General features: G+C 66.7%; 17 protein-coding genes. 11 read left to right on the top strand and 6 right to left on the bottom strand.

Features of this window, described 5'->3' with window-relative positions:
- Positions 1-65: 65 nt before the first annotated feature.
- From bcsP to QCE62_RS29245, 9 genes are all read left to right on the top strand, one after another.
- A complete protein-coding gene (gene bcsP / locus QCE62_RS29285) occupies positions 66-785 on the top strand; it encodes a cellulose biosynthesis protein BcsP (RefSeq protein ID WP_309925977.1) in 720 nt (239 codons plus the stop codon).
- The gene (bcsQ, locus tag QCE62_RS29280) at positions 782-1,570 is read left to right on the top strand and encodes a cellulose biosynthesis protein BcsQ (RefSeq protein ID WP_309925975.1); all 789 of its coding nucleotides are present in this window, start codon (positions 782-784) and stop codon (positions 1,568-1,570) included. The genes bcsP and bcsQ overlap by 4 nt, the downstream gene beginning before the upstream one ends.
- A complete protein-coding gene (gene bcsA / locus QCE62_RS29275; protein ID WP_309925973.1) occupies positions 1,567-3,783 on the top strand; it encodes a UDP-forming cellulose synthase catalytic subunit in 2,217 nt (738 codons plus the stop codon). Before bcsQ ends, bcsA begins: the two co-directional genes overlap by 4 nt.
- Entirely contained in the window at positions 3,783-6,296 is a 2,514-nt protein-coding gene (gene bcsB, locus QCE62_RS29270; RefSeq protein ID WP_309925971.1) for a cellulose biosynthesis cyclic di-GMP-binding regulatory protein BcsB, read from the top strand. The genes bcsA and bcsB overlap by 1 nt, the downstream gene beginning before the upstream one ends.
- Before the next feature lies 1 nt (position 6,297).
- On the top strand, positions 6,298-7,476 hold the full coding sequence (gene bcsZ / locus QCE62_RS29265; protein ID WP_309925969.1) for a cellulose synthase complex periplasmic endoglucanase BcsZ: 1,179 nt from the start codon (positions 6,298-6,300) through the stop codon (positions 7,474-7,476).
- The gene (locus QCE62_RS29260; protein ID WP_409017936.1) at positions 7,470-12,095 is read left to right on the top strand and encodes a cellulose synthase subunit BcsC-related outer membrane protein; all 4,626 of its coding nucleotides are present in this window, start codon (positions 7,470-7,472) and stop codon (positions 12,093-12,095) included. The genes bcsZ and QCE62_RS29260 overlap by 7 nt, the downstream gene beginning before the upstream one ends.
- Before the next feature lie 500 nt (positions 12,096-12,595).
- Positions 12,596-14,815: a TonB-dependent siderophore receptor gene (locus QCE62_RS29255; protein ID WP_309925964.1), complete on the top strand. Its 2,220-nt coding sequence runs from the start codon at positions 12,596-12,598 to the stop codon at positions 14,813-14,815.
- Between the two features lie 54 nt (positions 14,816-14,869).
- Positions 14,870-15,553 (top strand): Fe2+-dependent dioxygenase, encoded by a 684-nt coding sequence (locus QCE62_RS29250; protein WP_309925963.1) that lies wholly within the window; start codon positions 14,870-14,872, stop codon positions 15,551-15,553.
- A gap of 122 nt (positions 15,554-15,675) precedes the next feature.
- The gene (locus QCE62_RS29245; protein WP_309925961.1) at positions 15,676-16,011 is read left to right on the top strand and encodes a host attachment protein; all 336 of its coding nucleotides are present in this window, start codon (positions 15,676-15,678) and stop codon (positions 16,009-16,011) included.
- Positions 16,012-16,030: 19 nt separating this feature from the next.
- On the opposite strand, the gene QCE62_RS29240 is transcribed toward QCE62_RS29245, so the two are convergent.
- The gene (locus QCE62_RS29240) at positions 16,031-17,419 is read right to left on the bottom strand and encodes an FAD-binding oxidoreductase (RefSeq protein WP_309925960.1); all 1,389 of its coding nucleotides are present in this window, start codon (positions 17,417-17,419) and stop codon (positions 16,031-16,033) included.
- Positions 17,420-17,801: 382 nt separating this feature from the next.
- Positions 17,802-22,655: an NAD-glutamate dehydrogenase gene (locus tag QCE62_RS29235; RefSeq protein WP_309925959.1), complete on the bottom strand. Its 4,854-nt coding sequence runs from the start codon at positions 22,653-22,655 to the stop codon at positions 17,802-17,804.
- Between the two features lie 223 nt (positions 22,656-22,878).
- Here QCE62_RS29235 and QCE62_RS29230 point away from each other — a divergent pair, with 223 nt between their 5' ends.
- On the top strand, positions 22,879-23,307 hold the full coding sequence (locus QCE62_RS29230; RefSeq protein WP_309925958.1) for a cupin domain-containing protein: 429 nt from the start codon (positions 22,879-22,881) through the stop codon (positions 23,305-23,307).
- On the opposite strand, the gene QCE62_RS29225 is transcribed toward QCE62_RS29230, so the two are convergent.
- Together QCE62_RS29225 and QCE62_RS29220 are read right to left on the bottom strand one after the other, a co-directional pair.
- On the bottom strand, positions 23,301-23,795 hold the full coding sequence (locus QCE62_RS29225; protein ID WP_309925955.1) for an LEA type 2 family protein: 495 nt from the start codon (positions 23,793-23,795) through the stop codon (positions 23,301-23,303). The genes QCE62_RS29230 and QCE62_RS29225 overlap by 7 nt on opposite strands.
- Before the next feature lie 23 nt (positions 23,796-23,818).
- Positions 23,819-24,346, bottom strand: a complete 528-nt coding sequence (locus QCE62_RS29220; protein WP_309819704.1) for a metal-dependent hydrolase — start codon at positions 24,344-24,346, stop codon at positions 23,819-23,821.
- A gap of 259 nt (positions 24,347-24,605) precedes the next feature.
- On the opposite strand from QCE62_RS29220, the gene QCE62_RS29215 reads away from it, so the two are divergent.
- Positions 24,606-25,112: a M48 family metallopeptidase gene (locus QCE62_RS29215; protein WP_309925954.1), complete on the top strand. Its 507-nt coding sequence runs from the start codon at positions 24,606-24,608 to the stop codon at positions 25,110-25,112.
- Positions 25,113-25,128: 16 nt separating this feature from the next.
- On the opposite strand, the gene QCE62_RS29210 is transcribed toward QCE62_RS29215, so the two are convergent.
- Together QCE62_RS29210 and QCE62_RS29205 are read right to left on the bottom strand one after the other, a co-directional pair.
- Complete coding sequence (locus QCE62_RS29210) at positions 25,129-25,827, bottom strand: 4'-phosphopantetheinyl transferase superfamily protein (RefSeq protein ID WP_309925951.1); 699 nt, start codon at positions 25,825-25,827, stop codon at positions 25,129-25,131.
- Positions 25,828-25,831: 4 nt separating this feature from the next.
- Entirely contained in the window at positions 25,832-26,218 is a 387-nt protein-coding gene (locus tag QCE62_RS29205) for a tautomerase family protein (protein ID WP_309925950.1), read from the bottom strand.
- Between the last annotated feature and the right edge of the window lie 3 nt (positions 26,219-26,221).

The following is a 26,221-nucleotide window of genomic DNA, read 5'->3' as shown; positions in this document are numbered from 1 at the left end:
CGATCAGGTGGCACAAACAAGTTGAAACGGCCAGGCAGGGCAGGCACGGACGAGGAAGCGGCACCATGAATACATCGCGCGACATCGAGAAGCTGTTCGATCATTTCGGCGGCAATGCAGGCGACTATCAGGAAATCGGTCGGGAGAACGAGGCCAAGTCGGCCCGTACCCGCTGGCCGCTGCTCGCGACGCTGGACTTCGCGCAGCCGGCCATTCCTGAAATCGCGCCGCGCCGCGACACTCAAGCCAGCACGTCCGGCGCGCCCGGCAGCGAACCGGCCGCAGAATCCGCCGCCCGCCCGACGCCGATCCATCGCGGCCGGCCGCAGTTGTTCACGCGGCCGCATCGCCGCACGATTCCGCCGGTCGATGCGCCCGCCGCTCAATCGCTGAGTGCGCTGCGTTTCTCGGCGCTCGCCGATCCCGCTGCGATCGAAACCGAAACCGCCCCGGACATGGCGTCGGCTGCAGCGCCGACACCGGCACCGACGCCGGCAGAACCGCGCCCCGCCGCAGCCACGTTCGGTTCGAGCGTCCTCGCGCGCCGCGCCCCTGCCGCCGCCCCCGCTCCGGCAGCGACGCCAGCAGAACCCCCGCGCGTCCAGCCGGCCCCCGAAGCCGAACCGCACTCCATTCTCGGCAAGCTGTTCAAGCCGCAGACGCCGCCCGCTCCGAGCGCGCCCGCCAACTCGCTTCAGTCGATGTTTGACCGCCTGCGCCACACCGGCGAATCCGCGAACACTGAACCCGCCGCCCATCGCACGAGCCGCCTCTCACGGTCATGAAAGTCATCACGGTAGTTTCCGCGAAAGGCGGAGTCGGCAAGACGACGCTCGCCGCCAATCTCGCTTCGGTACTCGCTGCGCGCAACCGCCGCGTGATCGTGCTCGATCTCGATCCGCAAAACGCGCTGCGCCTGCACTTCGGCATTCCGCTCGACAGCATCGACGGCATCTCGCGCGCGACACTCGCCGGCGAACCCTGGCAGACCGTGATGTTCGACGGCATCGACGGCGTCACGGTGCTGCCCTACGGCGCGCTGCTCGAGGACGACCGCCGGCGCTTCGAGGCGCTCGTCGACGCCGATCCCGCCTGGCTCGCGCACGCGCTCGAGGCGCTGGCGCTCGATGCCAACGACATCGTGATCGTCGATACCCCGCCGGGCTCGTCCGTCTACACGCGCACGGCGCTGACCGCGGCGCACTTCGCGCTGAACGTCGTGCTGGCCGATGCCGCCTCCTACGCCGCGATTCCCGGCATGGAGCGCATGGTCGATGCCTATGCCGCGCCACGCCAGAACTTCGCGGGCCAGGGCTACGTCGTGAACCAGGTCGATCAGTCGCGCCAGTTGAGCAAGGACGTGCTGAAGGTGCTGCGCAACATGCTCGGCACGAAGCTGTTCCCGGGCGTCATCCATCTGGACGAAGGCGTCTCCGAGTCGCTCGCGTGCGACACGACGCTGATCCACTACGATCCGCTGTCGCAGGCCGCCGCCGATCTCCGCGCGTGCGGCGAATGGCTGCTCGCCGCAATCGATGCGCTGCCCGCTTCGTCGAGGAAACTCGCATGAGCTCCGCCAAGATCCCGTCGCCGGAAACGGAAGTGAGCGTGGCGACGTCGCGGCTCGAACGCTTCGTCGATGCGCGCATCTGGGGCAGCCGCATCCTCGTGGTCCTGCTGACGGCGTTTGCGTTGTGCGCGCTGTACTTCGTGGTCACGGTGCCGCTCGTGTTCGGTCAGCAACTCGCCTTTGCGAGCGTCTGTTTCGTTTTCGCGCTCGGCTTCCGCCGTCTGCAAGGCCAGTACGCGACGCTCGTGATGATCATGCTGTCGATCATCGCGTCGGGCCGCTACATGTTCTGGCGCCTGACTGAGACCACCTACTGGGAGCGCCCGCTCGACGCAGCCTGGGGCCTGCTGCTGGTGGCCGCCGAAGTCTACGCGACGCTGGTGCTCCTGCTCGGCTACTTCCAGACGGCATGGCCGCTCAAGCGCAAGCCCTTGCCGCTGCCCGCCGACCGCGCCGACTGGCCGACGGTCGACGTCTTCATCCCCACGTACAACGAGCCGCTCTCGGTGGTCAAGCCGACCATCTACGCGGCGCTCGCGCTCGACTATCCGGGCGACAAGCTCGCGATCCACGTGCTCGACGACGGCCGCCGTCCCGAGTTCAAGGCCTTCTGCGAGGAAGTGGGCGTCAACTGGACGATCCGCACGCACAACCGGCATGCGAAGGCGGGCAACATCAACGAGGCGCTGAAGATCACGAAGGGCGAGTTCCTCGCGATCTTCGACTGCGACCACATCCCCACGCGCTCCTTCCTGCAGATCTGCCTGGGCTGGTTCCTGCGCGACAAGCTGCTGTCGATGCTGCAGACGCCGCACCACTTCTTCTCGCCCGATCCGTTCGAACGCAATCTCGGCACGTTCCGCAAGGTGCCGAACGAAGGCGAACTGTTCTACGGCCTCGTGCAGGACGGCAACGACCTGTGGAACGCCACGTTCTTCTGCGGCTCGTGCGCGGTGCTGCGCCGCTCGATGGTCGAGGAAATCGGCGGCATCGCGGTCGAGACCGTCACCGAGGACGCGCACACGGCGCTGAAGCTGCACCGTCTCGGCTACACCACCGCCTATCTCGCGATTCCGCAGGCCGCGGGTCTCGCGACGGAAAGCCTCTCCGGCCATATCGGGCAGCGCATCCGCTGGGCGCGCGGCATGACACAGATCTTCCGGATCGACAATCCGCTGACCGGCAAGGGTCTGAAACTCGGCCAGCGGCTCTGCTATCTGAACGGCATGCTGCACTTTTTCTACGGCGTGCCGCGTCTCGTGTTCCTCACCGCGCCGCTGTCGTACCTGTTCTTCGGCGCGCACGTGATCGAAGCCGCGGCCAGCACCATCGCGATCTTCGCGCTGCCGCACATGATGCACGCGAGCATCACCAATTCGCGCATGCAGCGCAGCTTCCGCCATTCGTTCTGGGCCGAGGTGTACGAGTCGGTGCTGGCGTCGTACATCACCGCTCCCACGTTGCTCGCCGTCATCAACCCGAAGCTCGGCAAGTTCAACGTGACGGCCAAGGGCGGCCAGATCGCCAAGGATTACTTCGACTGGTCCATCTCGCGGCCCTATCTGTTTTTGCTGTTGCTGAACCTGCTCGGCTTCATCGCGGGCATCGTGCATATCGTCATGTACTGGCAGATCCGCAGCGAGGTCAACACGACCATCCTCAACCTCTGCTGGACCGTCTACAACATGCTGATCCTGGGCGCATCGGTGGCGGCGGCGAGCGAGCGGCGGCAAGTGCGCGCGACCCATCGCGTGACCATGAAGATGCCCGTGATGCTCAAGTTCTCCACCGGCCGCACGCTCGCCTGCGAGACGATCGACTATTCGGAAGGCGGCGTCGGCGTCGCGCTGCCGAGCAAGATCGAAGTGCCGATGCACGAGCGCGTGACCGTCTCGCTGTTCCGCGGCGACGAGGAATACGCGTTCCCGGCGAGCGTCGGCTATACCGAGCCGGGGCGCGTCGGCCTGCGTTTCGGGCAGCTCACGCGCGAGCAGGAATACGACTTCGTGAAGACCACTTTCGCGCGCGCGGACGCCTGGACCGGCTGGTCCGAGGGCCGCCGCCCGGATACGCCGCTGCGCGGCCTGTCGCATGTGTTGCTGGTGGGCACGCGCGGCATCGCCGGACTGTTCGAGCACTTGTACAGCGACCTTCGTACCTGGATGAACAAGCGCCCGGTCGACGTGAAGAAGCTGAAAACCAAAGACCAATAATGGGCATGGGTATGTCGAAGTTGCACGTTGAATTCGGAACGGGCGGGCGCACGCCGCGTTTTTGCGAAAGACCTCTGGTGCGTGCGCTGGCCGTCTTCGCTGCCTTGCAGACTGCGTTCGCCGGGCCGCTCGCGTCCATCGCGGCGGCCGCGACCGCTGTTGCTGCGCCGGCCTCGGCTGCCGTCGCGCCGGCAACCGCCGCACCGCAGGCCACTGGCGCTGGCGCCGTGCCCGCGCCGAGCCCGGCGGCCGTCTACAACCCGGCGTCGATCCAGCAGCCCGCGCTCGCGATGCCCGTGCCCGCGTTCTCCGGCAAGCCCGAGAAGCCGCTGACTTCGCGCCTTCCGACCACCGCCGATCCCGGCACGCTGGTGCCCGGCGGCCGCCGCCAGACGCTGACCTTCGCCGACTACGGCGCGCTCGATCCACTGCAATTACGCGGCACCGATGGCCAGAACGGCATTGCCTTCTCGGTGCGCGGCGACGAAGTCGTGACGGGCGCGATCCTCCATCTGATCTACAGCTATTCGCCGTCGCTGCTGCCGTCCATCTCGCAACTGAAGGTGCTGATCAACGGCGAAGTAGCCGCGACGCTGCCCGTGCCGCGCGACCAGGCGGGCGTGCTGGTGGCGCGCGACGTGGCCATCGATCCGCGCTTCATCACCGAGTTCAACCATCTGAACGTCCAGCTGATCGGCCATTACACGCAGCAGTGCGAGGACCCGTCGAACTCGACGCTGTGGGCCACCGTCAGCAATTCGAGCTCGCTGGACCTCACCTACGCGTCGATCGCGAACAAGCCCGACCTCGCCGCGCTGCCGAATCCGTTCTTTGATCGTCGCGACGTGCGCCGTCTCGAACTGCCGTTCGTGTTCGCCGGCAAGCCGAGCCTGCCGACGCTCGAAGCGGCCGGCATGGTGGCGTCGTATTTCGGTTCGCTCGCGGGCTATCGCGGCGCGATGTTCCCGGCCCAGACCGACAACGTGCCGCTCTCGGGCAATGCCGTGGTGTTCGCCGTCGGCGACGCCAAGGTGGCGGGCGTCGACATTCCGGCGGTGTCGGGCCCGACGATTTCCGTCGTCGAACGCGATGCCAACGCGCGCGGCCGCATCCTGCTGATCCAGGGCCGCGACGAGAACGAGCTGAAGACCGCCGCGAAGGCGCTGGGCATCGGTCAGAACACGCTGTCCGGCACGAGCGCGACAATCACGCAATTCAGCGACCTGCAACCGCGCCGTCCCTATGACGCGCCGAACTGGCTGTCGACGGATCGCCCGGTGCGCTTCGGCGAGCTCGCGGAAGCGCGCGACCTGACCGCGCGCGGCTACGACGCCGACGCCGTGCGCGTCAACCTGCGCGTGCCGCCCGATCTCTTCATGTGGCAGACCAAGGGCGTGCCGATCGATCTGGCCTACCGCTACACCGTGCGGCCCGCGCCGGACCGTTCCTCGCTGAACATCAGCGTGAACGACGGCTTCGTGCAGTCGCTGCGCATCCCGGCCGTCTCCGCCTCGACCTTCGACCTCGGGCATTACTTCAGCCGCGTGCTGCCGGACAAGACCGTGTCCGCGCGCCGCGAGGTCTACATTCCGCCGCTGCTGCTCACGCCGCGCGCGCAGTTGCGCCTGCACTTCTACTACGACATCCCGAAGACCGGCGAATGCCAGGGCCGCGTGCTGGACAACGTGGTCGGCGCGGTGGACCCGAACTCGACCATCGACCTGTCGGGCTTCCCGCACTACATGGCGCTCCCCGACCTGGCCGCGTTCGCCAACGGCGGCTTCCCGTTCACGCGCATGGCCGACCTGTCGCAGACGGCGGTGGTGCTGCCGAACGACCCGAACTCGGCCGACTACAGCCTGTATCTGCTCGAAATGGGCCGCATGGGCACGTCGACGGGCTATCCGGTGACCGGCGTCACCGTGACCAGCGCGAACGACGTCGACCGCTTCGCCGACAAGGATCTGCTGATCCTCGGCTCGCCGGGCCGCCAGCCGCTGTTGCAGCGCTGGGCCAAGCAGATGCCGTTCTCCAGCGACGGCGACTCGCACACGTTCCAGCTCACCGATGTCGCGTTCAAGCTGGTTGACTGGTGGCATGGCGAGCATGGTCCGGAACGCTCACCGGCGCGCGCGGATCTCTCGCTCGTCAGCTCGAACGGCGACGCCCTGCTCACCGGTTTCGAATCACCGCTGAAGAGCGGACGCAGCGCGGTGGCGCTGATCAGCGCGGCGGGACAGTCGGATGCCGATCTCTCCGCCGCCCTGCTCGACAACGACCTGCTGCCGTCCATCCAGGGCGCGATGGCCGTCATCCACGGACGCACCGTGACCGTGACCTCGAACGGCGAGGCGTATTACGTCGGTCATCTGTCGCCGATGCATTACATGCGCTGGGCGCTCTCGTCGCATCCGGTGTTGCTGGTGCTCGGCGGCGTGCTCGCCGCGCTGATCATCGCCGCCCTGTTCTATCGCGCGCTGCGTTCGCTCGCCGCGCGGCGCCTGAGGGACTGACATGCGGCCATTCACCGCAAGCGTCGTGGCCGGCGCATTCGTCGCCGCCGCCAGCGCGGGAGCGGCCGGCGCCGCCCGCGCGCAGCCCGCGCAAGCCCCGCAAGCCGCCCAGCAATGCGACTGGCCGGCGTACCGGCAATTCGTCGAGCGCGCGGTGCAGGCCGACGGCCGCGTAATCGACCGTTCGACCGAGGTGCAGCAGACCACCTCCGAAGGCCAGTCGTACGGCATGTTCTTCGCGCTCGTGGCCAACGACCGCGCCACCTTCGAGCGCCTGCTCGGCTGGACCCGCACGAATCTCTCCGGCAATCAGTTCGATGCCGCCAACCTGCGCCTGCCCGCGTGGCAATGGGGCAGGAAGCCGGACGGCTCATTTGGCGTGCTGGACCCGAACTCGGCCTCCGATTCGGACCTGTGGATCGCCTACGACCTGTTCCAGGCCGGCCGGCTGTGGAAGGAGCCGGCCTATACGAAACTCGGCTACGCCCTGGCGACGCAGATCGCGAAGCAGGAAATCGCCGATCTGCCGGGCCTCGGACCGATGCTCCTGCCCGGCCCGCACGGTTTCCGGAACGGCGACGTGACGCGTCTGAACCCGAGTTATCTGCCGCTGCCGCTGCTGCGCGCACTGGCGCACGAGATGCCCGACGGCCCGTGGAGCAAGCTCGCGCAGAACGCCGCGACGATGATCCGCGTGACCGCGCCGCGCGGCTATGCGCCGGACTGGGCGGCGTATCAGAACGGCCAGTTCGCCGTCGATCCGAAGAACGGCGATGTCGGCAGCTATGACGCCATACGCGTCTATCTGTGGGCCGGCATGACGGCGAGCCGCGATCCGCTCGCGCGCCCGTGGCTCGATGCGCTCGGCGGCATGCGCCAGAGCGTCGCGCAAAACGGCTTTCCGCCGGAGAAGGTCTCCACCCTGAACGGCGCGGTGAGCGGCGAAGGCCCGCTCTCTTACTGGGGCGCGCTGGCGCCCTACTTCAAGGCACTGAACGACGAGCACGGCCTGGGCCTCGCCCGCGCCCATCTCGAAGCGCTGACGGCGCCGGCTGTCGCAGGACGCGAACCTGCGTACTACGACCGCGTGCTGGGCCTGTTCGGCGGCGGTTTCGTCGACGGGCGCTATCGCTTCGATGAAACCGGCCGTCTGGTGCCGAACTGGAGAAGCGCATGCTGATCCGGGTCAGGAAACACGCAATGAAGCGGACTCTCGCAATGCACATCGCGGCGGCCATCGCGGCCGGCGCGCCGATGTTCGCCCTCGCCCAGGCCAGCGCCGATCCGCTGACCGTGCTGGTCGACCAGGGCAAGTACTGGCAGGCGCACAGGCGCGGCGATCTCGCCGAGCAGGCGTGGCAGAAGGTGCTGCGCATCAACCCGAAGCAGCCCGATGCGCTGTTCGGCATGGGCATGGTGCTCGCCGATCGCAAGGACGGCAGCGGCGCGCAGCAGTATCTCGCGCAACTGCGTCAGGCCGCGCCGAACTATCCGAACATCGACGAACTCGGCCGCCGGCTCGGCGAGACCAGTTCGCGCGATCAGACCGTCAACGACGCGCGCCGTCTCGCACAGAGCGGACAAAGCGCGTCGGCGGTGCAGGAATACCGCCGCGCGATCGACGGCAAGCCCGCCACGCCGCAGTTGCAGCTCGAGTATTACCAGGCGCTCGCCGCCACGCCGCAAGGCTGGGACGAGGCGCGCCGCGGACTCGAACAGCTCGCGCGCGACAATCCCGACGAGCCGCGTTACCAGCTCGCCTACGCGCAGCATCTGACCTATCGCGACTCGACGCGGCGCGACGGCATCGCGCGGCTCGCGAAGCTTGCCAGCGACAGCGCCGTCGGTGCGGACGCGAAGAAGAGCTGGCGCCAGGCGTTGTTGTGGCTCGGCGCGCGCGCATCGGATGCGCCGCTGTACCAGGCCTATCTCCAATCCTCGCCCGACGACGCCGCCGTGAAGGCGCGCTTCGATTCGATGGTGCAGCAGGACCGCGCGGCGCAGGATCGCGCGCAGGCGGGCGTGGCCGTCGATACGCGCGGACGCACGGTCGGCGAAGGTTTCGCGGCGCTGGATCGCGGCGATCTCGTGACGGCGCGCGCACGCTTCGCGTCGGTGCTCGCGAGCAACCCGAACGACGCCGACGCGCTCGGTGGCATGGGCATCGCGGCGCTCAAGCAGGAACACTTCACCGAAGCGCGCAACGATCTCGAACGCGCGTCGCGGGCCGGCAATCCGGCGCGCTGGAAGGACGCGCTCACCAGCGCCACGTACTGGTCCTACACGAGCGACGCCATCGGCGCGCGCAGCAACGGGCAGATCGCGCAGGCGAAGGCGTTGTTCGAACGCGCGATCGCCGTCAATCCGTCCGATGTCACCGCCCAGGTCCTGCTCGGCGAGATGTTGCTTGCGAACAGCGATCCGCGCGGCGCGGAGCAGGCGTATCGGATGGCGCTGCGCCGTCAGGCCGACAACCCCGACGCGATCCGCGGACTCGTCGGCGCGCTGGCCGCGCAGGGACGCGGCGACGAGGCGCTCGAATTCGCCAATCGTCTCAACACCGAACAGCAAGCCAAGGCCGGCGGCATCAACAAGCTGCGCGGCGAGGCGCAAGCGGCGCAGGCGCGCGCGGCCGAAGCGCGCGGCGATCTCGGCGCGGCGCGCAGCCTTTTTGAAGACGCGCTGCTCAACAATCCCGACGATCCGTGGCTGCGCCTCGACCTGGCGCGCATCTACGTGCGTCAGGGCGCGGTGGGCAACGCGCGCAGCATGATGGACGGGCTGCTCGCGACCCATCCGGACATGACCGACGCGCTCTATGCAAGCGCGCTGCTGTCCGCCGAAACCCAGGACTGGGCAACTGGCCTCGGACAACTCGAACGCATTCCGGCGGCCCAGCGCACGCCCGCGATGACCGCGCTCCAGCATCGTCTGTGGGTGCAGCAGCAGGCGGAACTCGCGACGCAGGCGGCCGCCGCAGGACAGCGTCAGCAGGCCTTCGCGATCCTGAGCCGTGCCGCGCCGGTCGCGAGCGGCAACGCCGAGCTGACGGGCGCGATCGCCACGGCCTATGTGAAGGCGGGCGATCCGGCTCGCGCGCTGGCGCTGGTGCGCGGCGCGATCGCGCAGGCGCCGAACGACACCGGACTGCTCCTGCAATACGCGGGCATTCTCTCGGCGACGCAGCAGACCGCCGAACTGGGTTCGGTGATGCGCCGCCTCCAGTCGATGTCGCTCACGACGCAGCAACGCACCGACTTCAACAATCTGAATGTGGGCATCGTCGTCGCGCGTGCGGACGAAGTGCGTCGGCAGGGCAATCTCGCGAGCGCCTACGACGTCATTTCGCCGTGGCTCGCCGCGATGCCCGACAACGCCGATCTGCAGGCCGCGCTGGGCCGCATGTACACGTCGGCGGGCGACGACCGCAGTGCGCTGGCATGCTTTCAGAAGGCACTGACGCGCCGTCCCGACGACCTCGCGCTGCAGACCGCCGCGATGGCCGCCGCGAGCAACGTGCGCGACTTCCGGCTGGCCGAGACCTACGCGAACCAGGCCTATCAGGCCGCGCCGAACGACCCGGGCGTGCTGGCGTCGATCGGCCGGATGTATCGCGCGCAGGGCAAGCTCGATCTGGCCGCGCAGTTCCTGCAACGCTCGCTCGTCGCGGCCAACACGCCGCCGATGCAGGCCGCCGCGCCTACGCAGGCGCGCGGCAATGTTCCGCCGGGCTGGGAAAGCGCGCTGAGCCGCATCGGCTCGAATCCGCTGCCCGGCACCAATCCGTTCGAAGGCAAGACCGCGGTCGATACGGCGTCGAGTCCGGCGCTGGCGTCCGGCGCGTCGTATCGCCAGGTCATCCCTCAGACTTACTCGCAGCCCGTGCCGACCTATCTGCCGCCTCCCCAGCCCGCCACGTATTCCACGCCGTATCTGGCGCCCTCCGCCGCGCCCGCGCCGATGCAGCAAGGCGCGCCGCGTCAGGTGACGAGCGGCGGCTATGGTCCCGACACGTCCGGTTCCGGGCAGTCGGGCGGTCCGCTTCAGCCTTATCCGGGGCAGGACGGGGGCGCGTCGGGCGGTTATGCGCAGCCGGCTTATCAGGCGCAGCCGTATCAGCAGCAGCCGGCGTATCAGCCTTACCCGCAACAGCAGGCGTATCCGCAACAGCAACCGTACGCGCAGCAGCAGCCGTATCCGCAGCAACAGGATCCGTATGCATCGCCGTGGCCGATGTCGCCCGGCGCGCGCGAAGCGCAGTCGAATGCCTACGCGCCGCCGCCTGTCGCGAGCAGCCACGCGAGCACGACGCGCACGAAACGCCCGGCGACGACCTCCACCCGCAAAACCGCGGCGGCGCGTCCCGCGGATCCGTACGCCTACGGCGCGCCGCCGCAGCAGCCCTATCCCCAGCAGCAGCAGCCGTACGCCCCGCAGCCCTACTATCCGCCGCAGCAATACGCGCAGCAGCCGTACATTCCGCAGCCGCCGGCGGGCTATGCCCAGCCGTACTATCCGGCCCAGACGCAGCAGCAGCAGCGCGCCGCCGCGGCCGCGACGATGTCCACCGGCGGCATGCCCGCGCCCGTCGCCAATTCGCAGACGACGGGCGTCGCCGATGAACTCGCGCAGATCAACCGCGAGCAGGCCAGCACGGTGTCGGGCGGGATCATCTTCCGCAATCGCGATGGCGAGGACGGACTGTCCAACCTGACCGACATCGAAGCGCCCATCGAAGGCCGCATCAAGGCGGGCAACGGCCACGTCATCGTGCGCGCGACGCCCGTCACGCTCGACGCCGGCACCGCGAGCAGCCAGGCGAACACGCTCGCGCGCTTCGGATCCGGACTGGGCGCGGTCGCCACGCCGCCGACCAACAACTACGGCTCGCAGACGGCGACGGGCGTCGGCTTGTCGATCGGTTATGAGAACCGCAACTGGAAGGGCGATGTCGGCACCACGCCGCTCGGCTTCCGCGAAACCAACGTGGTGGGCGGCGTGCAGTATCAGAACGCCATCACCGACAAGGTCTCCTACTCGCTGGCCGTCGCGCGCCGTGCGGTCACGGACAGCCTGCTGTCCTACGCCGGGGCCCGCGACCAGGGCGCGGGACTCGAATGGGGCGGCGTGACGTCGACCGGCGGCCGCGCCGATTTCGGCTGGGACGACGGCACCAACGGCGTCTATGCCAACGCGGCGTACCAGTTCCTCGACGGCAAGCAGGTCGCGACCAACACCGCGGTGAAGGGCGGCGGCGGCATCTATACGCGCCTCATCAAGGATGCGGACCAGACGCTGACCATCGGCGCGAATACCACGCTGATGCACTACGACAAGAACCTGTCGTACTTCACCTATGGTCAGGGCGGCTATTTCAGCCCGCAGCAGTACGTGATTCTCAACTTCCCGGTCGAGTATGCCGGGCGTTCGGGGCTGTTCACCTACGACCTGAAGGGCTCGATCGGCGTGCAGCATTACCGGCAGGACGAGTCGGATTATTTCCCGACGAACGGCACGTTCCAGGCACGCGCCGCCGGCTCCGGCGCCACACCCGATGCGAACGCCGTCTATCCCGGCCAGAGCAAGACGGGCGTGTCCTATTCGCTCAGCGCGACCGGTGAATATCAGCTCGCGCCGCAACTGGCGGTTGGCGCGACGGCCTCGTTCGGCAACGCGTATCAGTATCGCGAGTGGCTCGCGGCCGTGTACGTGCGCTATACCTTCTCGAATCGCGGCGGCGTACAGCCCGTGTTCCCGCCGCAGGCGTTCAGCTCGCCGTATCTGTCGTTGTCGAATTGACACCGGTCCGGCTTGCAGAGAGCTCGAAAGACGCCTTCTGCGAGCCGGCACCGATTTCTTACAAATTTTTCACCGCATTATTGAGCTACCGCCTGGCGGAAAATCTCATCCGCCACTTTTTGTCCGCAATTCCCTCATATTCGCCTGATACCGCGCGGCGCCAGACGCTGCGCCGGCCTCGGAGCCATGCCCAGCGGGCGTGAGCGCCTTCACTGAGGGTGCTGAAGCCACATCGCGCAAGCGCTTTTTGTTGCGTGAACGTCACATTTCCCGGCAATAAATCCCGCCAGTCATTACGGATATTTTCGAAATATTTCCGACCATGTAATGATAGCGATTCGCATTTACCCATCGACACGATAGCCCGGCGCAATGAGTCGTACTGAACAGCACGGCGCCACAGCTTTCGATCGACGACATCGCACACCTCGAAAAGCCGTGGCGGCAGGACGCCCGATCCGCCGCCATCGGACCTGAACAACAACGACCTGGACCACGACATGTTGAGGAAAACGCCGCTGGCAGCGGCATGGGTAACGATTGCCGCCGTGCCCATGGCGGCACCGCTATACGCCCAGACTGCATCGCAAACCACGCCCACCGCAGCACCGAACGCCGCGCAAGCCGCGCCGGACGCGCCCGAATCCGCTTCGCTGCCCGCCGTTCGCGTGACCAGCCAGGCCGACGCGCCCGATTTCCAGGCCGACGTGTCCAGCGTCGGCGCCAAGGTGCCCACCGCGCTGCGCGACATTCCGCAGGCCGTCGTCGTGGTGCCGAAGGCCGTGCTGCAATCGCAGGCCATCAGCTCGTTCTCCGATGCCCTCCGCAACGTGCCCGGCGTCACGCTCGGCGCGGCGGAAGGCGGCCAGATCGGCAACAACATCAACCTGCGCGGCTTCTCCGCGCGCACCGACATTTACCTCGACGGCTTCCGCGACCGTGGCCAGTACTATCGCGACACCTTCAACCTCGAGTCGATCGACGTGCTGTACGGGCCGTCGTCGCTGTACTTCGGACGCGGCTCCACCGGCGGCGTCATCAACCAGGTCAGCAAGCAGCCGGACCTGAAGCCGCGCGCCGATGTCTCGCTGCAGGCGGGCACGCACGACCGCTTCCGCTCGACGGTCGACATCAACCAGCCGCTGACGGACACCTCGGCGTTCCGTGTCAACGCGTTCGGCCAGTCGCTGGGTTCGAGCCGCGACGAGATGATCAACAAGGACTACGGCATCGCGCCGGAAGTGAAGTTCGGCATCGGCACGCCGACGCAGGTGACGCTGAGCGCGCTGATCCAGCACAACCGCGACCAGCCCGACTACGGCATTCCGCCGCTCAACGGCCATCCCGCGCCGGTCGATACGAAGACCTTCTACGGCTTCACCGACGACCGCACGATCCAGGACGTCCAGACGGTCAGCGCGCGCGTCCAGCATCGTTTCGACGACATGTTCACGCTGCGCAACCAGACGCAGTTCAGCCACTACAGCACCGAAGCGCGCGCGACCAATGCGGCGGCCGTGCTGACCGGACCGCTCGGCAACTCTACAGCGCTCACCAACGGCAACTACACCGCCCTGCCGCTGAGTTCGCTGTTCGTGCGCCTGCAAGGCAAGGACCGCAACATCAACGATCACTCGGTCTACAACACGACCGACCTCGAAGGCAAGTTCGCCACGGGCTTCCTGAAGCACGACATGCTGGTGGGCGTCGATCTGAGCCACGAGACCTATAGCAACCAGAGCTTCACCGCAACGACGCCGGGCCTGCCCTCGAACACGCTCGCCATCGTGCCGCTGGTCGATCCGGCGTATGTGCCGCGTCCCGCCAACTATCGCGAGGTGGCGACCAACCTGGCGGAGTCGAGCGCGAACGGTCTCGGCCTGTACCTGAACGACACCATCTCGCTCGGCGAGCACTGGAAGTGGATTGGCGGCGTGCGCTGGGACCGCTATGAAGCGGCGATCCACAACTCGATCAACGCGCCCTCCTACGCCACCCAGACCAATTACTTCACGAGCGTGCGCACGGGCCTCGTGTTCCAGCCGACGGAGACGCAGTCGTACTACGTGTCGTACGGCACCTCGTTCGATCCGTCGCTCGAAGCGCTCACGCTCACCAACGGCCAGCAGAACCTGCCGCCCGAGCACAACAAGTCGTATGAAGTCGGTTCGAAGTGGGATCTGCTGAACGGTGGCCTGTCGGTCACGCAGTCGCTGTTCAACATCGAGAAGACCAACGCGCGCACGCTGGCCTCGGACGGCACCTATTCGCTCGACGGCGACATCCGCGTACGCGGCTATCAGCTGGGCGTGGCGGGCCACATCACGAAGCAATGGCAGATGTTCGGCGGCTATACCTACATGGACGGCACGATCCTGAAGGCCTTCGACGGCACGCAGGGCAAGACGCCGGCCAACACGCCGCATCACATGTTCACGCTGTGGACGACCTATGACTTCACGCCGGTGTGGCAGATCGGCGGCGGGCCTTCGTATGTGTCGTCGCGTTACGCGGCGAACAACAATCTCGTCGAAGTGCGCGGCTACGTGCGCTGGGACGTGATGGCCGCGTATCATCAGAAACGCTACGATATCCAGTTCAACGTGCTGAACCTGACGGACAAGAAGTACTACGACGCCCTGATTCCGTCCGATGGCGGACGCGCGGTGCCGGGCCTGGGCCGCACGTTCCTCGCCACCTTGAACTACCGTTTCCGCTGATGCCGTGCCGGCGCGCGCCGCACGCACGCGGCGCGCGCCACGTCCCATGGAACCATGATCCTCTCGATACCGAACGTCCTCAGTCCCGCCGATGCCGCCGCCATGCGCGCCCGCCTCGAAGCCAGCGACGCCTGGGTCGACGGCCGCGCCACCGCGGGTTATCAGGGCGCGCCGGTCAAGCGCAACATGCAGATCGCCGAAGGTTCGCCGATCGCATTGGAACTCGGCGATGCGATCGTCGGCGCGCTGGAGCGGCATCCGCTCTTCATCAGCGCCGTGCTGCCGAACCGCGTGTATCCGCCGCTGTTCAACCGTTATGAAGGCGGCATGCACTTCGGCAGTCACGTCGATGGCGCGATCCGCATCGTGCCGGGCCACGGCGCGCGCGTGCGCACGGATGTCTCGGTCACGCTGTTCCTCACGCCGCCCGACGAATATGACGGCGGCGAACTGATCATCGAAGATACCTTTGGCGTGCAGGAAGTGAAGCTGCCCGCCGGCCACGCGCTCGTCTATCCGGCGACGAGCCTGCATCAGGTGCGTCCGGTGACGCGCGGCGCGCGCGTGTCGAGTTTCTTCTGGGCGCAGAGCCTCGTGCGCGACGACGGACAACGCGCATTGCTGTTCGATCTCGACAACGCCATCCAGCGCCTCAACGCCACCGACGGCGACGAAGCCGCGAAGCGCACGCTGGTCGGCTGCTATCACAACCTGCTGCGCATGTGGAGCGACACCTAGGCACAAGATGCATGTCGCGTGCTGCGCCGCAAAAGCGAATCTCCGCACGAAGGAAGCCATCGCGGAAAGATCGGGCGCACAATGGCGAGAGCCCGCGTGGACGGGCGAACAGGAGGAGCGCCATGACCGCCATCACGTGGGTTCTCGCGGCCGACGGCAAGCGTGCGAGAGTCTTCGAGACGCACGGATTGACGCTGGATCTGAGGCAGGTCGAGGACCTCAGGAATCCGTCGGCAAGCGTGACGGACGACGACGGCGCAGCGTTCGCGCGCAAGGTCGCCGCCTTTCTTGAAGACAGCCGCCGGCAGCACAGGTTCGACCGGCTGCGACTTGCCGTGGAACCGCGATTTCTGAACGTGCTGCGCGCGCACCTGAGCGCCGACACACGCACACTCGTCTACGAAGACACCACTGACGACGCCTCACACGACCTGCGCCACGGCCTGGGCCGGCGTTGAATGCCGGCCCGTCACCTCCTCACGCCGCCGGCACGATGTTCTGATTGCTGCGGAACACGTTCTCCGGATCGTAACGCTGCTTCACTCGCGCGAGCTTCTCGTAGTTGGGTCCATACGCCGCCTTCACCCGATCGCCTTCATCGCCCGTCAGAAAGTTGACATACACGCTGCCCAACGCGTGCGGCGTCAGCGCGGCGAACATGTCGCGCGCCCAAGCCGTGCATCTGGCATCATCGGCGGCGTCTTCCCAGCGGCCGTGAATGTTGATCGTATAGATCGAATCGCGATTCGCGTACGCAGTGGCATCGACGGGCACGCGGTTCGTCTCGCCGCCCATCGCGCCGACGAAGATCTCGCATTGCGTCGAAGGCAGCGATTTCACCGCGTTGGTGAGGATGTCGAAGGTCGCGTCCGTCAGAACGGCAAAGTTATGCGACTTCCAGTAGTTGCGCGAGCCCGGCGTCAGCAGCGGATCGAAGGCTTTCTGCCATGCTGCAAAGGGCATCGGTCCGAGATGCTCGCCATAGGGCGTGGCGAAGCCGCGCGCGGGCGCCAGCACACGCTCGCCGTTTTCAACCGGGCCGACATAGCAACTCGCCAATACGATCACCGGCTTGCCGTGCGCTTCCGCGGGCAGGAACGGCAGCGGCGGCGCGAGACGCATGACGGCCCAGACGCTCAGCTCGTCGGGACTTTGCGCGACGAACTCGCGATACTTCGGCAGGACGTCGGCGGCTTGTTCGAGCGGATACACCACCAGCCCGCCATAGATCTCCGGCCCGACTTCATGCAGCCGAAATTCGAACAGCGTGACCACGCCGAAATTGCCGCCGCCGCCGCGCAAGGCCCAGAAGAGTTCGGGATCGGCATGCTCGTCCACGCGACGCCATTCGCCGTCCGCCGTGACGATCTCCGCCGCCACCAGATTGTCCACCGTGACGCCGAACTTGCGGCTGATCCAGCCAAAGCCGCCGCCGAGCGTGAGACCGGCGATGCCGGTGGTCGAGTTGATGCCGAGCGGCGTCGCCAGTCCGAACGCCTGCGCTTCGTGATCGAAATCGGAGAGCAAGGCGCCGGGCTCCACGTACGCGCGCCGCGCCTGCGGATCGATGCGCACCGACCTGAGCGCGGAGAGATCGATCATCACGGCATCGTCGCTGACGGCGCTGCCCGCGATGTTGTGCGAGCCGCCGCGGATCGACACGAGCATGCCGTTGCCGCGCGCGAACGCCAGCGCCGCCTTCACGTCGGCCACGCCCGCGCAGCGCACGATGAGCGCGGGCCGCCTGTCGATGGTGGCATTCCAGACCTTGCGTGCTTCGTCGTAATCGGCATCGGCGGGTGCGATCACCCTGCCGCGCACCGATGCCTTGAGAGCGTCGATCACTTCGCCCGATAACTTGATCATGTAAGACCTCGCTGCAAATGACGCGCTGCGACGTGCCCGACCCTGCCCGCTGGAACGGCGAAAGCGCAAGGATCCTGCGATCGGTTCGCGTGTGGCGTAACGATTGAATTCACACCGGGATGACCGCGAGGACGGATAGAGAAAGACATGCCGGACGGCTTCGTCCGCTCATTGATTAAATGCCGTGACTTACCGAATGTAAAGCGTGCGGCGAGTGTATTCGCGCATGCGACCTAGCATGGATCCGACAAAGTGGACGCATCAGGCATGAATCGAATTCAATGCTTCATGAATTGCTTCGGATCACTGATGTCATGAAGTACACATGAAAAAAACGGGCGCTTGCGAGGCGCCCGCTTTTTCATCACACGGCGAAGAAGGTCTACGCGCGTTCGAGCACCGCCATCTCGCGCACCACGACCAGCAGCATCGAAAGACTCGCGCCGCCGCTCGCGCGCAGTTCGGTCAGCAGGCGCGTGTAGCGGTCGAGCGCCTGCTCGCGCTTCGCTCGCCAGGTCTCGACGATCACATCCGCCGCATCGATACCGCGCGACTGTTCGAGCGCGCTCACCGTCAGCGCGCGCTTCAGGCGCGCCAGTTCCTCCAGCGCGGCTGCACGCGCGAGCAAGTCCCAGTGCGTCGCGACGGGCAAGGCCATCGCGCGCTCCGCAATGCCGCGATAATCGAGCAGCGTGCCGATGCCGAAATACACGCTCGCCACCAGTTCGAGACTGCGCTGCGTGCAGGCCGCCACTTCGGCGCTGTCGAGCACGGCCGTGGCAATCTCGCCGCTCGCGACCCGCGCCGCCAGCGTGCTCTCGACGCCCGCATCCTCCAGGTCGCGCCGGCGCGCATACCACGCGTCGAGCTGCGTCGCAGGCAGCAGCGCCGGCAGTTGCGGCGCCAGCCGCTGCGCCGCTTCACGGCAGCGCGCCAGCACGCCGCGCGCTTCATGCGCATCCGCACCGCTGTGCTTCAGATGACGCAGGAACCACAGCGACGTATCGTCGAGCAGCCGCACGACCTCGACGAACATGCGCGCCTGCACTTCATCGGCGACGATGTTGTCCAGCCCGTCGATGCTGCGCCACAGGTCGTCGAGATCGAAGACATCGCGCGACATGAGCGCCGCCCGCACGATGTCGCTCGGCTGCGCATCGGTCTCTTCCATCAGGCGATGCACAAAGGTGCAGCCCACGCGATTGACGAGCGCATTGGTCAGGTGCGTCGCGAGAATCTCGCGCTTGAGCGGGTGGCGCTGCATCGTGTCGCTGTAGCGCTGCTGCAGCGGCTTCGGGAAATACTCCGGCACCATGTCCGCGACGAGCGCATCCTCCGGCACGTCCGATTCGAGCAGTTCGTCGTACAGCCACATCTTGCCGTATGCAAGCAGCACCGCACGCTCGGGCGACGTCAGCCCGGACTTCGCCGCCGCGCGCTCGGCGATCTCGTCGTCGGAGGGCAGGAACTCGATGCGGCGCTTCAGGCGCCCGGCGCGCTCCAGGAAGCGCATCATGCGCGCCTCGGCATCGAGCGTCTCGGCTTCATAGCGCTTCGCGATCGACAGCGCCTGCGTCTGCGCGTAGTTGTCCTTCAGCACGAGCAGGCCGACTTCGTCGGTCATCTCGGCGAGCAGCGCGTTGCGCTGCTTCTCGGTCATCTCGCCATCCGCGACCACGAGGCCCAGCAGGATCTTGATGTTGACCTCGTGATCCGAGCAATCGACGCCCGCAGAATTGTCGATGGCATCCGTATTGATGCGGCCGCCGCGCTGCGCGAACTCGATGCGCCCCAGTTGCGTGAGACCGAGATTGCCGCCCTCCGCGACCACCTTCACGCGCAGCTCCGCGCCGTTCACGCGCACGGCGTCATTGGTGCGGTCGCCGACTTGCAGATGCGTTTCCGCCGTCGCCTTCACATAGGTGCCCACACCTCCGTTGTAGAGCAGATCGGCTTCGGCCAGCAGGATCGCGCGGATCAGCTCGTTCGGCGCGAGCACCGACGCGCTGATACCGAGCGCCGCCTGCACCTGCGGCGACACCGGTATCGACTTCGCCGTGCGCGGATACACGCCGCCGCCCGTCGAGATCAGCGAGGCGTCGTAGTCGGCCCAGCTGGAACGCGGCAATGCAAAGAGACGCGCGCGTTCTTCGAAGCTCTTTGCGGTGTCGGGCGTCGGATCGAGAAAGATGTGGCGATGATCGAACGCCGCGATCAGCCGGATGTGACGCGACAGCAGCATGCCGTTGCCGAACACGTCGCCGGACATGTCGCCAATGCCGACCACCGTGAAATCCGTGGTCTGGGTATCGAAGTTCATCTCGCGGAAATGGCGCTTCACGGATTCCCACGCGCCGCGCGCCGTGATGCCCATCTTCTTGTGGTCATAGCCGACCGAGCCGCCGGAGGCAAACGCATCGTCGAGCCAGAAACCGTATTCGTGTGCGATCGCGTTCGCGTAATCGGAGAAGGTGGCCGTGCCCTTGTCGGCCGCGACCACGAGATAGGGATCGTCCGGATCGTGGCGCACCACGTCCGGCGGCGGCACGATGCCGTCCGGCGTGCGGTTGTCGGTGACGTCGAGCAGGCCGCGCAGGAACATCTGATAGCACGCGACGCCTTCGCTGAGATACGCCTCGCGATCCGTCACCGGCGGCGGATTCTTCACGACGAAGCCGCCCTTCGATCCCACCGGCACGATCACCGTGTTCTTCACCATCTGCGCCTTCATGAGGCCGAGCACTTCGGTGCGAAAATCCTCGCGCCGGTCCGACCAGCGCAGGCCGCCGCGCGCCACGCGTCCGCCGCGCAGATGCACGCCCTCGACACGCGGCGCGTAGACCCAGATCTCGAACATCGGCTTGGGTTCGGGCAGCCCCGGCACTTTCGACGGATCCAGCTTGAACGACACATAAGGCCGCGGCTGGCGGTGTGCATCGCGATGAAAGTGATTGGTGCGCACCGTCGCGCAGATCACGCCGAGGAACTGCCGCAGGATGCGGTCTTCATCGAGATTGGGCACCTTGTCGAGCGCCGCTTCGATGTCGGCGAGCACGCGCTCGGCGGCGGCGTCGCGCGCCTCGCCGCCGCCGCCATGCGCCGGATCGAAACGCACCATGAACAGTTGCAGCAGCTTCTTCGCGATCAGCGGATTGCCGATCAGCGCGCGCTCGATATAGGCATCGCTGAACGTCGAGCCCACCTGGCGCAGATACTTCGCATAGGCGCGCATGATGGTCACGTCGCGCGAGCCGAACTCCGCGCGCAGCACGAGGCGGTTGTAATCGTCGTTCTCGATCTCGCCCGACCACACGCTCGCGAACGCGTTCTCGAACAGCGGCTTCACGCGATCGATGTCGAATTCCACGTCGTCCTGCAACTCCAGGCCGAAGTCGTGAATCCATGCGTTCGGCGCGCCGGTCGGCTCGATCAGGTACGGGCGCTCTTCATCCACGCGCACGCCGAGATGTTCGAGCATCGGCAGGCTGTGCGACAGCGCAATCGGCTCGCCCACGCGATACACCTTGAAGCGGAACGCGCGCTTGCCGGCCTCGATCGGCCGGTACAGGCTCATGGAGAGACCGCCGGCGCTCGTATGCGTCGCCTCGATCATTTCGATGTCGCGCACCGCCGTACGCGCCGGATAGTCCTCGCGATAACCCGCCGGGAATGAATCCGCGTAACGCTGCAACAGGCGGTTGCCGGCTTCCTCGCCATGACTGTCGATGAGCGCATCGGCGAGATCGTCCTGCCAGCGCCGCGCCACCTGCACCACACGCGTTTCGAGTTCGCGCGTATCGACTTCGGGCATGGTGCCGCGATCCGCCCGCACCACGATATGAATGCGCGCCAGCGGCGACTCCGACAACAGCGGCGTGAACTCGATGCTGCGGCCGTTGAAGGCCTCCATCAGCACGCGGCTGATGCGGCGGCGCAGGTCGGTATTGAATTTGTCGCGCGGCACGAACACGAGGCACGACACGAAGCGGTCGAAGCGGTCGCGCCGCACGAACAGCCGCGTGCGCTGATGTTCCTGCAAGCGCAGCACGCCGAGCGCGATGTCGAAGAGCACGTCTTCGTCGGCCTGGAACAGTTCGTCGCGCGGGTACTGTTCCAGGACCGTGATGAGCGACTTCGCCAGATGCCCTTTCTCGAGGAAGCCCGCGCGCCGCACGATGTTCGCGCACTTGCGCCGCACGATCGGAATCTCGTAGGTGGGCACCAGATACGCAGTGGACGTGTACAGGCCGAGAAAGCGCCGCTCGCCGATCACCTTGCCCTCCGGCGATACGCGCTTCACGCCGACATAGTCCAGATAGCCCGGCCGATGCACCGTCGCGCGCGAATTGGCCTTGGTCAGAAAGATGGGCGCCGCGCCTTCGATGATCGCGGCTGCGCCCGGCGGCAGCGGCGTCAGGTCGCCTGCCGCCGGCGCGCGCAAGGTTTCGCGCAAGAGGCCCAGCCCGGAGCCGGACACGCCGCGCAACGCGAAGCCGCCTTCGTGCTCCACCAGATCATAGTCACGGCAGCCGAGGAACGTGAAGTGATCGCCCGCCATCCATTCGAGGAACGCACGGGACTCGATGCCGTCCGGACTCGTGTCGCGGGTCTTGAGTTCGGTGATCGCGGCGCGGGCGGTGTCGAGCAGCTTCGGCCAGTCTTCCACCGACGCGCGCACGTCGCCCAGCACGCGCGCGATGTTGTCGCGCACTTCGTCGAGGCGGGCGCCATCGCCGCAGCGGTCCACTTCGAAATGAATGAACGATTCGAGCTCGGACTGGCCGTCGCCGGCCTCGCTGTGGCCCTGCGCAACGCGCTCGATCTCGCCCTTCGCGCCGCGCCAGACGCGGAACACCGGGTGGATCACGGAATGCAGCGCAAGCCCCAGCCGGTTGAGTTCCATGCTCACGGAATCGACGAGGAACGGCATGTCGTCGTTGACGATCTCGACCACCGTATGATCCGAGTGCCAGCCGTGCTGCTCCAGGTTCGGGTTATAGACCCGCAGCACTTCGCGCCCGTGGACGAACTTCTGCGCCGTCTGGACGTGCGCCATGGCGGCGCCGTAGAGATCGGCGACATCGCGGCTCGCGATGTCCTCGACATCGACCTGCTCGTAGTAGTGGCGAAGCAACGGCTCGATGATCCGCCAGGTCTGCTCCGGCAACCGTCCTCGTGCGAATTCGAGGAGATCGTTGATGAGTTGTTCGACGCGCGCTTCGTTCCTGACCAGCATGGTGTCCTCCCGAGGGTGTCGGTTGCGATGCCGCTATGGTCTGCTCTCACGTCATCGAGATTATGCGCCGCGCCGCGTGTTTGCCTGCCGCCGGGCATGTGCGCCTGCACAAAGTCCGTGCCCTTCTACGGTAGACGCCGCGCATGACCTTTGCGCGACACGCGCTTTCGACCTATCGTCGATGAGAAGATTCGCAGCGCAGTCCGGACACGGAGGAATCGCCATGCAGGACACCACGGAAGTTGCCGCGCAGCAGACGGTCGTCACCGTGCGGCCTCAGGAAAAGCTCGCGACAGTGCAACACCTGCCGTATTTCATCGGCCTCTCGGCGGCGACGGCCGGCACGCGCGGACTCGCGATGCATCTCGTCGTCGTGCCGCCGGGCGGGCGCGGCGAGCCGCACGTTCACATCGGCTACGAAACCGGCATCTATATCCTGGAAGGACGCATCGAGACGCGCTACGGAGCGGGGCTGGCGCAATCGATGATCAACGAGCCGGGCGACTTCGTCTTCATTCCGCCCGGCGTGCCGCATCAGCCGGTCAATCTGAGCGACACCGAGCCTGCGCGCGCGGTGATCGCCCGCAACGACGCGAATGAAGCGGATCGCGTCGTGCCTTACGATCCCGACGAAGCTCGAGCGTCTCAGTAGCCGGACGCGCCGTTCATCGGCAGGTCGACGTAACCGGTATCGGCAAAGCGCGCGCCGCCGAGCAGGCCGCCCGCGAGCTTGCCGCGTACCGCATACGAGACCTTGTTCGGGACGTCGCCGGTGGCGAAGCCGAGCGCCTGCCGCGCCACCGAGAACGCCGACACCGTCACCGGCACGGCCACCACCGTCTCGCCGAAACGCGGCACCACGCCGCGCTGGTCGCTGACGCCCGTGGCGAACGGACGGCCGTTGAGGTCGAGATCGAGCGCGACGCCGTCGAAGTCGAGCGGCTCGTTGTTCGGATTCTGCACGCGCAGTTTCACGGTAAAGCGCATCTCGAGGCCCTGTCCTTCGAGCGGCTCGATGCCCGCCACCGTCACGCGCATGGCGTCGCGATTGAAGAAGCCCGCGCAGCCATGCAGCGCGAACAGCGCGGCCAGGCCGGCGAGGAAGAGAAGGAAGCGGCTGCGCGGGTGATTCGCTTGCATGGGATCGGGGCTCCTCGCTTGGGTCATGCTGCGGGCCGCAGCACGTTCAGCAGCATGCGGCTACAGGCATGATGAAACCAGACATCGTCGACGACGAACAGCGCGGCAACCCACGCCGCGCCCACGACGATCAGATCGCAGTGCCCGCTCGTCCACAGATTGAGCGAGTGGCGCGGGCCGACCCACGGCACGCCGAGCGGATTGGGCCAGTCCGCCAGCAGATGCATGAGGCCGCCGCAGGCGAAGCCGAACGCCACGGGCGCCGCCGGATGCCGCCCGAGTTCGTGCCAGGACAGCGCGAGCAGCGCCGCCCAGCCCAGGCCCCAATGCGTCAGCGTGCGATGCGTGATCCAGAGCCTGCGGGCGCGTGTCCACCACGCGACTTCGAGCCAGTCCGGCGCGGTAGCGCCGGCCACCCCGGCGAGCAGCGCGAGCACCGCGGGAATCATGCCCGCGCCCGCGGAGGCAGGTCCGTGCGCAGCCGACACGAGCGCCGCCGCGATGATGCCCGCAGCCCATCCGGTTGCATGATGAGCCTTGTTCGACGCCATGGAAAAACCTGCCTTGATCGCTTGCCTGGGGAGCGCGCATGTTCGCATGCGCGTTGCACCCGGCGCCGGGCTGAAACATAAACTTACGCAAATGCGTACGCGGAAACACGCCGCGCCGCCGCTGCAACGGGCGAGTCCGCGCGGCGTTGACTAGAATGGTTGTCAGAATGCTGCGCCCTTCCCGCTGCGGACGCCCCTGGCGCGTCCCACGCCCGCCTGCGCAAGCAGGCTTTGAGAGATTCTTCAGAACACCGCCGTCATGCAACACCTGAAATACCTGAGCGCTTACCCGAACACGCTTCAGGACAAGGTGCGCCGACTGATCGCCCAGCAGCAACTGGGCACCTATCTCGACGCACGCTATCCGAACCGGCACGCCGTGCAGTCCGATCGCGCGCTGTATGCGTATTGCTCGGACCTGAAGCAGGAATTCCTGCGCGTGGCGCCCGCCATCGACAAGGTCATCTACGACAGCAAGCTCGACGTCCTGCGTCACGCGCTTGGACTGCACACGGCCATTTCCCGTGTACAGGGCGCGCGGCTCAAGGCGAAGAAGGAGATTCGCATCGCCTCGCTGTTCCGCGACACGGCGCCTGAGTTCCTGCGCATGATCGTCGTGCATGAGCTCGCACATCTGAAGGAAAGCGATCACAACAAGGCGTTCTATCGGCTGTGTGAGCTGATGCAGCCGGGCTACCATCAGATCGAATTCGACCTGCGCCTGTATCTCACGCACAGAGACCTGCTGCGCGCGAAAGTCGCGTGAGCCTCGCTGCGCCGCATCAAACCTGCCACGCGAGGGCGGCGGCATAGCCGGAAGGCGCGTCCAGCGCGATGGCCGCGAACCCCTCCGCTTCCGGCGACACCGCATGGCGCAAGCCCTCGCGCGGCAAGACCGAGAAGCCTTTCAGCCCGATCCAACCGCCGCCGATACCGACACCGTGCGCCTTCAGCACGGCTTCCTTCGCGGTCCAGCAGTCGAAGAACGCGCTCTGGCGCGCGGCTTCGGGCAGCGCCTCGATGGCCTGCCGGTCGCGCTCCGCCAGCACGGCAGGCGCCAGTTCACGCCAGCCGAAGCCGGTGCGCGCCGCCTCGATATCCACCCCGACGCGTCTTGCCCGCGACACGCCAATCAACCCGTACGATCCCGAATGCGAGACGTTGAAGTCCGGCGCATCCGGCTCGTCGAGCAGCGGGCGGCCGTTCTCGCCGGCGTCGAGCTTCAGACGCGCCGGATCGCCGCCGGTCAGCGTCGCCAGCACCTGACGCAGCGCCGCACGCATGACGCTGAAGCGCGCCGCATCCTCGGGACGCAGATAGCGCGCCGCGCGCGCGCGTTCGCTTGCATCCAGCGCGGCGCAGGCGGGATCGTCGGGCGCGATGGTCAACGGGATCGGAACGCGCCAGACGCGGATGTCGGCAGGCACGTCGGCCGGCAATGCGAGCGGTTCCAGATCGAAAGATGCGGTGGTGATGGTCACGCGGTCACGTGGGCGCGTATTGCGCCTCGCCGTTGCCGAAAGACCAGTTCTCCTTTTTCACCTCGACGAGACTGATGAACACATCCTCGCGACGCAGCTTCAGGCGCTCATGCAAGCCATCGGCGACGGCCTTGTAGAACGCGCGCTTCTTCGGCGCATCGCGGCCTTCGTTCAGCGTGACCTGGATCACCACGCAATCGTCGCTGCGGGGAATACCCAGATAAGTGCGATCCACGATGAAGTCCGGCGCGTCGCGCTCTGCGATGATCTGGAAGCGATCGTTCTCGGGCACGTCGAGGGTGGCGCGCATCGCGTCATACACCACGTCGCCGATGGCCGTGCGGTAGGCGCTGTCTTTTCCCTTCAGCAAATCGATGCGGACGAGCGGCATGTC

The organism is Caballeronia sp. LZ033 (assembly GCF_031451265.1).
Classification (GTDB): Bacteria; Pseudomonadota; Gammaproteobacteria; order Burkholderiales; family Burkholderiaceae; genus Caballeronia.
The sequence above is the reverse complement of the archived record's forward strand: the minus strand, read 5'-3'. Positions and strand labels throughout refer to the sequence as shown.

Bases quoted from the DNA above. Each gene is read 5' to 3' on its own strand.
- bcsP (WP_309925977.1), top strand. From the start codon at position 66: ATGAATACATCGCGCGACATCGAGAAGCTGTTCGATCATTTCGGCGGC.
- bcsQ (WP_309925975.1), top strand. From the start codon at position 782: ATGAAAGTCATCACGGTAGTTTCCGCGAAAGGCGGAGTCGGCAAGACG.
- bcsA (WP_309925973.1), top strand. From the start codon at position 1,567: ATGAGCTCCGCCAAGATCCCGTCGCCGGAAACGGAAGTGAGCGTGGCG.
- bcsB (WP_309925971.1), top strand. From the start codon at position 3,783: ATGGGCATGGGTATGTCGAAGTTGCACGTTGAATTCGGAACGGGCGGG.
- bcsZ (WP_309925969.1), top strand. From the start codon at position 6,298: ATGCGGCCATTCACCGCAAGCGTCGTGGCCGGCGCATTCGTCGCCGCC.
- QCE62_RS29260 (WP_409017936.1), top strand. From the start codon at position 7,470: ATGCTGATCCGGGTCAGGAAACACGCAATGAAGCGGACTCTCGCAATG.
- QCE62_RS29255 (WP_309925964.1), top strand. From the start codon at position 12,596: ATGTTGAGGAAAACGCCGCTGGCAGCGGCATGGGTAACGATTGCCGCC.
- QCE62_RS29250 (WP_309925963.1), top strand. From the start codon at position 14,870: ATGATCCTCTCGATACCGAACGTCCTCAGTCCCGCCGATGCCGCCGCC.
- QCE62_RS29245 (WP_309925961.1), top strand. From the start codon at position 15,676: ATGACCGCCATCACGTGGGTTCTCGCGGCCGACGGCAAGCGTGCGAGA.
- QCE62_RS29240 (WP_309925960.1), bottom strand. From the start codon at position 17,419: ATGATCAAGTTATCGGGCGAAGTGATCGACGCTCTCAAGGCATCGGTG.
- QCE62_RS29235 (WP_309925959.1), bottom strand. From the start codon at position 22,655: ATGCTGGTCAGGAACGAAGCGCGCGTCGAACAACTCATCAACGATCTC.
- QCE62_RS29230 (WP_309925958.1), top strand. From the start codon at position 22,879: ATGCAGGACACCACGGAAGTTGCCGCGCAGCAGACGGTCGTCACCGTG.
- QCE62_RS29225 (WP_309925955.1), bottom strand. From the start codon at position 23,795: ATGCAAGCGAATCACCCGCGCAGCCGCTTCCTTCTCTTCCTCGCCGGC.
- QCE62_RS29220 (WP_309819704.1), bottom strand. From the start codon at position 24,346: ATGGCGTCGAACAAGGCTCATCATGCAACCGGATGGGCTGCGGGCATC.
- QCE62_RS29215 (WP_309925954.1), top strand. From the start codon at position 24,606: ATGCAACACCTGAAATACCTGAGCGCTTACCCGAACACGCTTCAGGAC.
- QCE62_RS29205 (WP_309925950.1), bottom strand. From the start codon at position 26,218: ATGCCGCTCGTCCGCATCGATTTGCTGAAGGGAAAAGACAGCGCCTAC.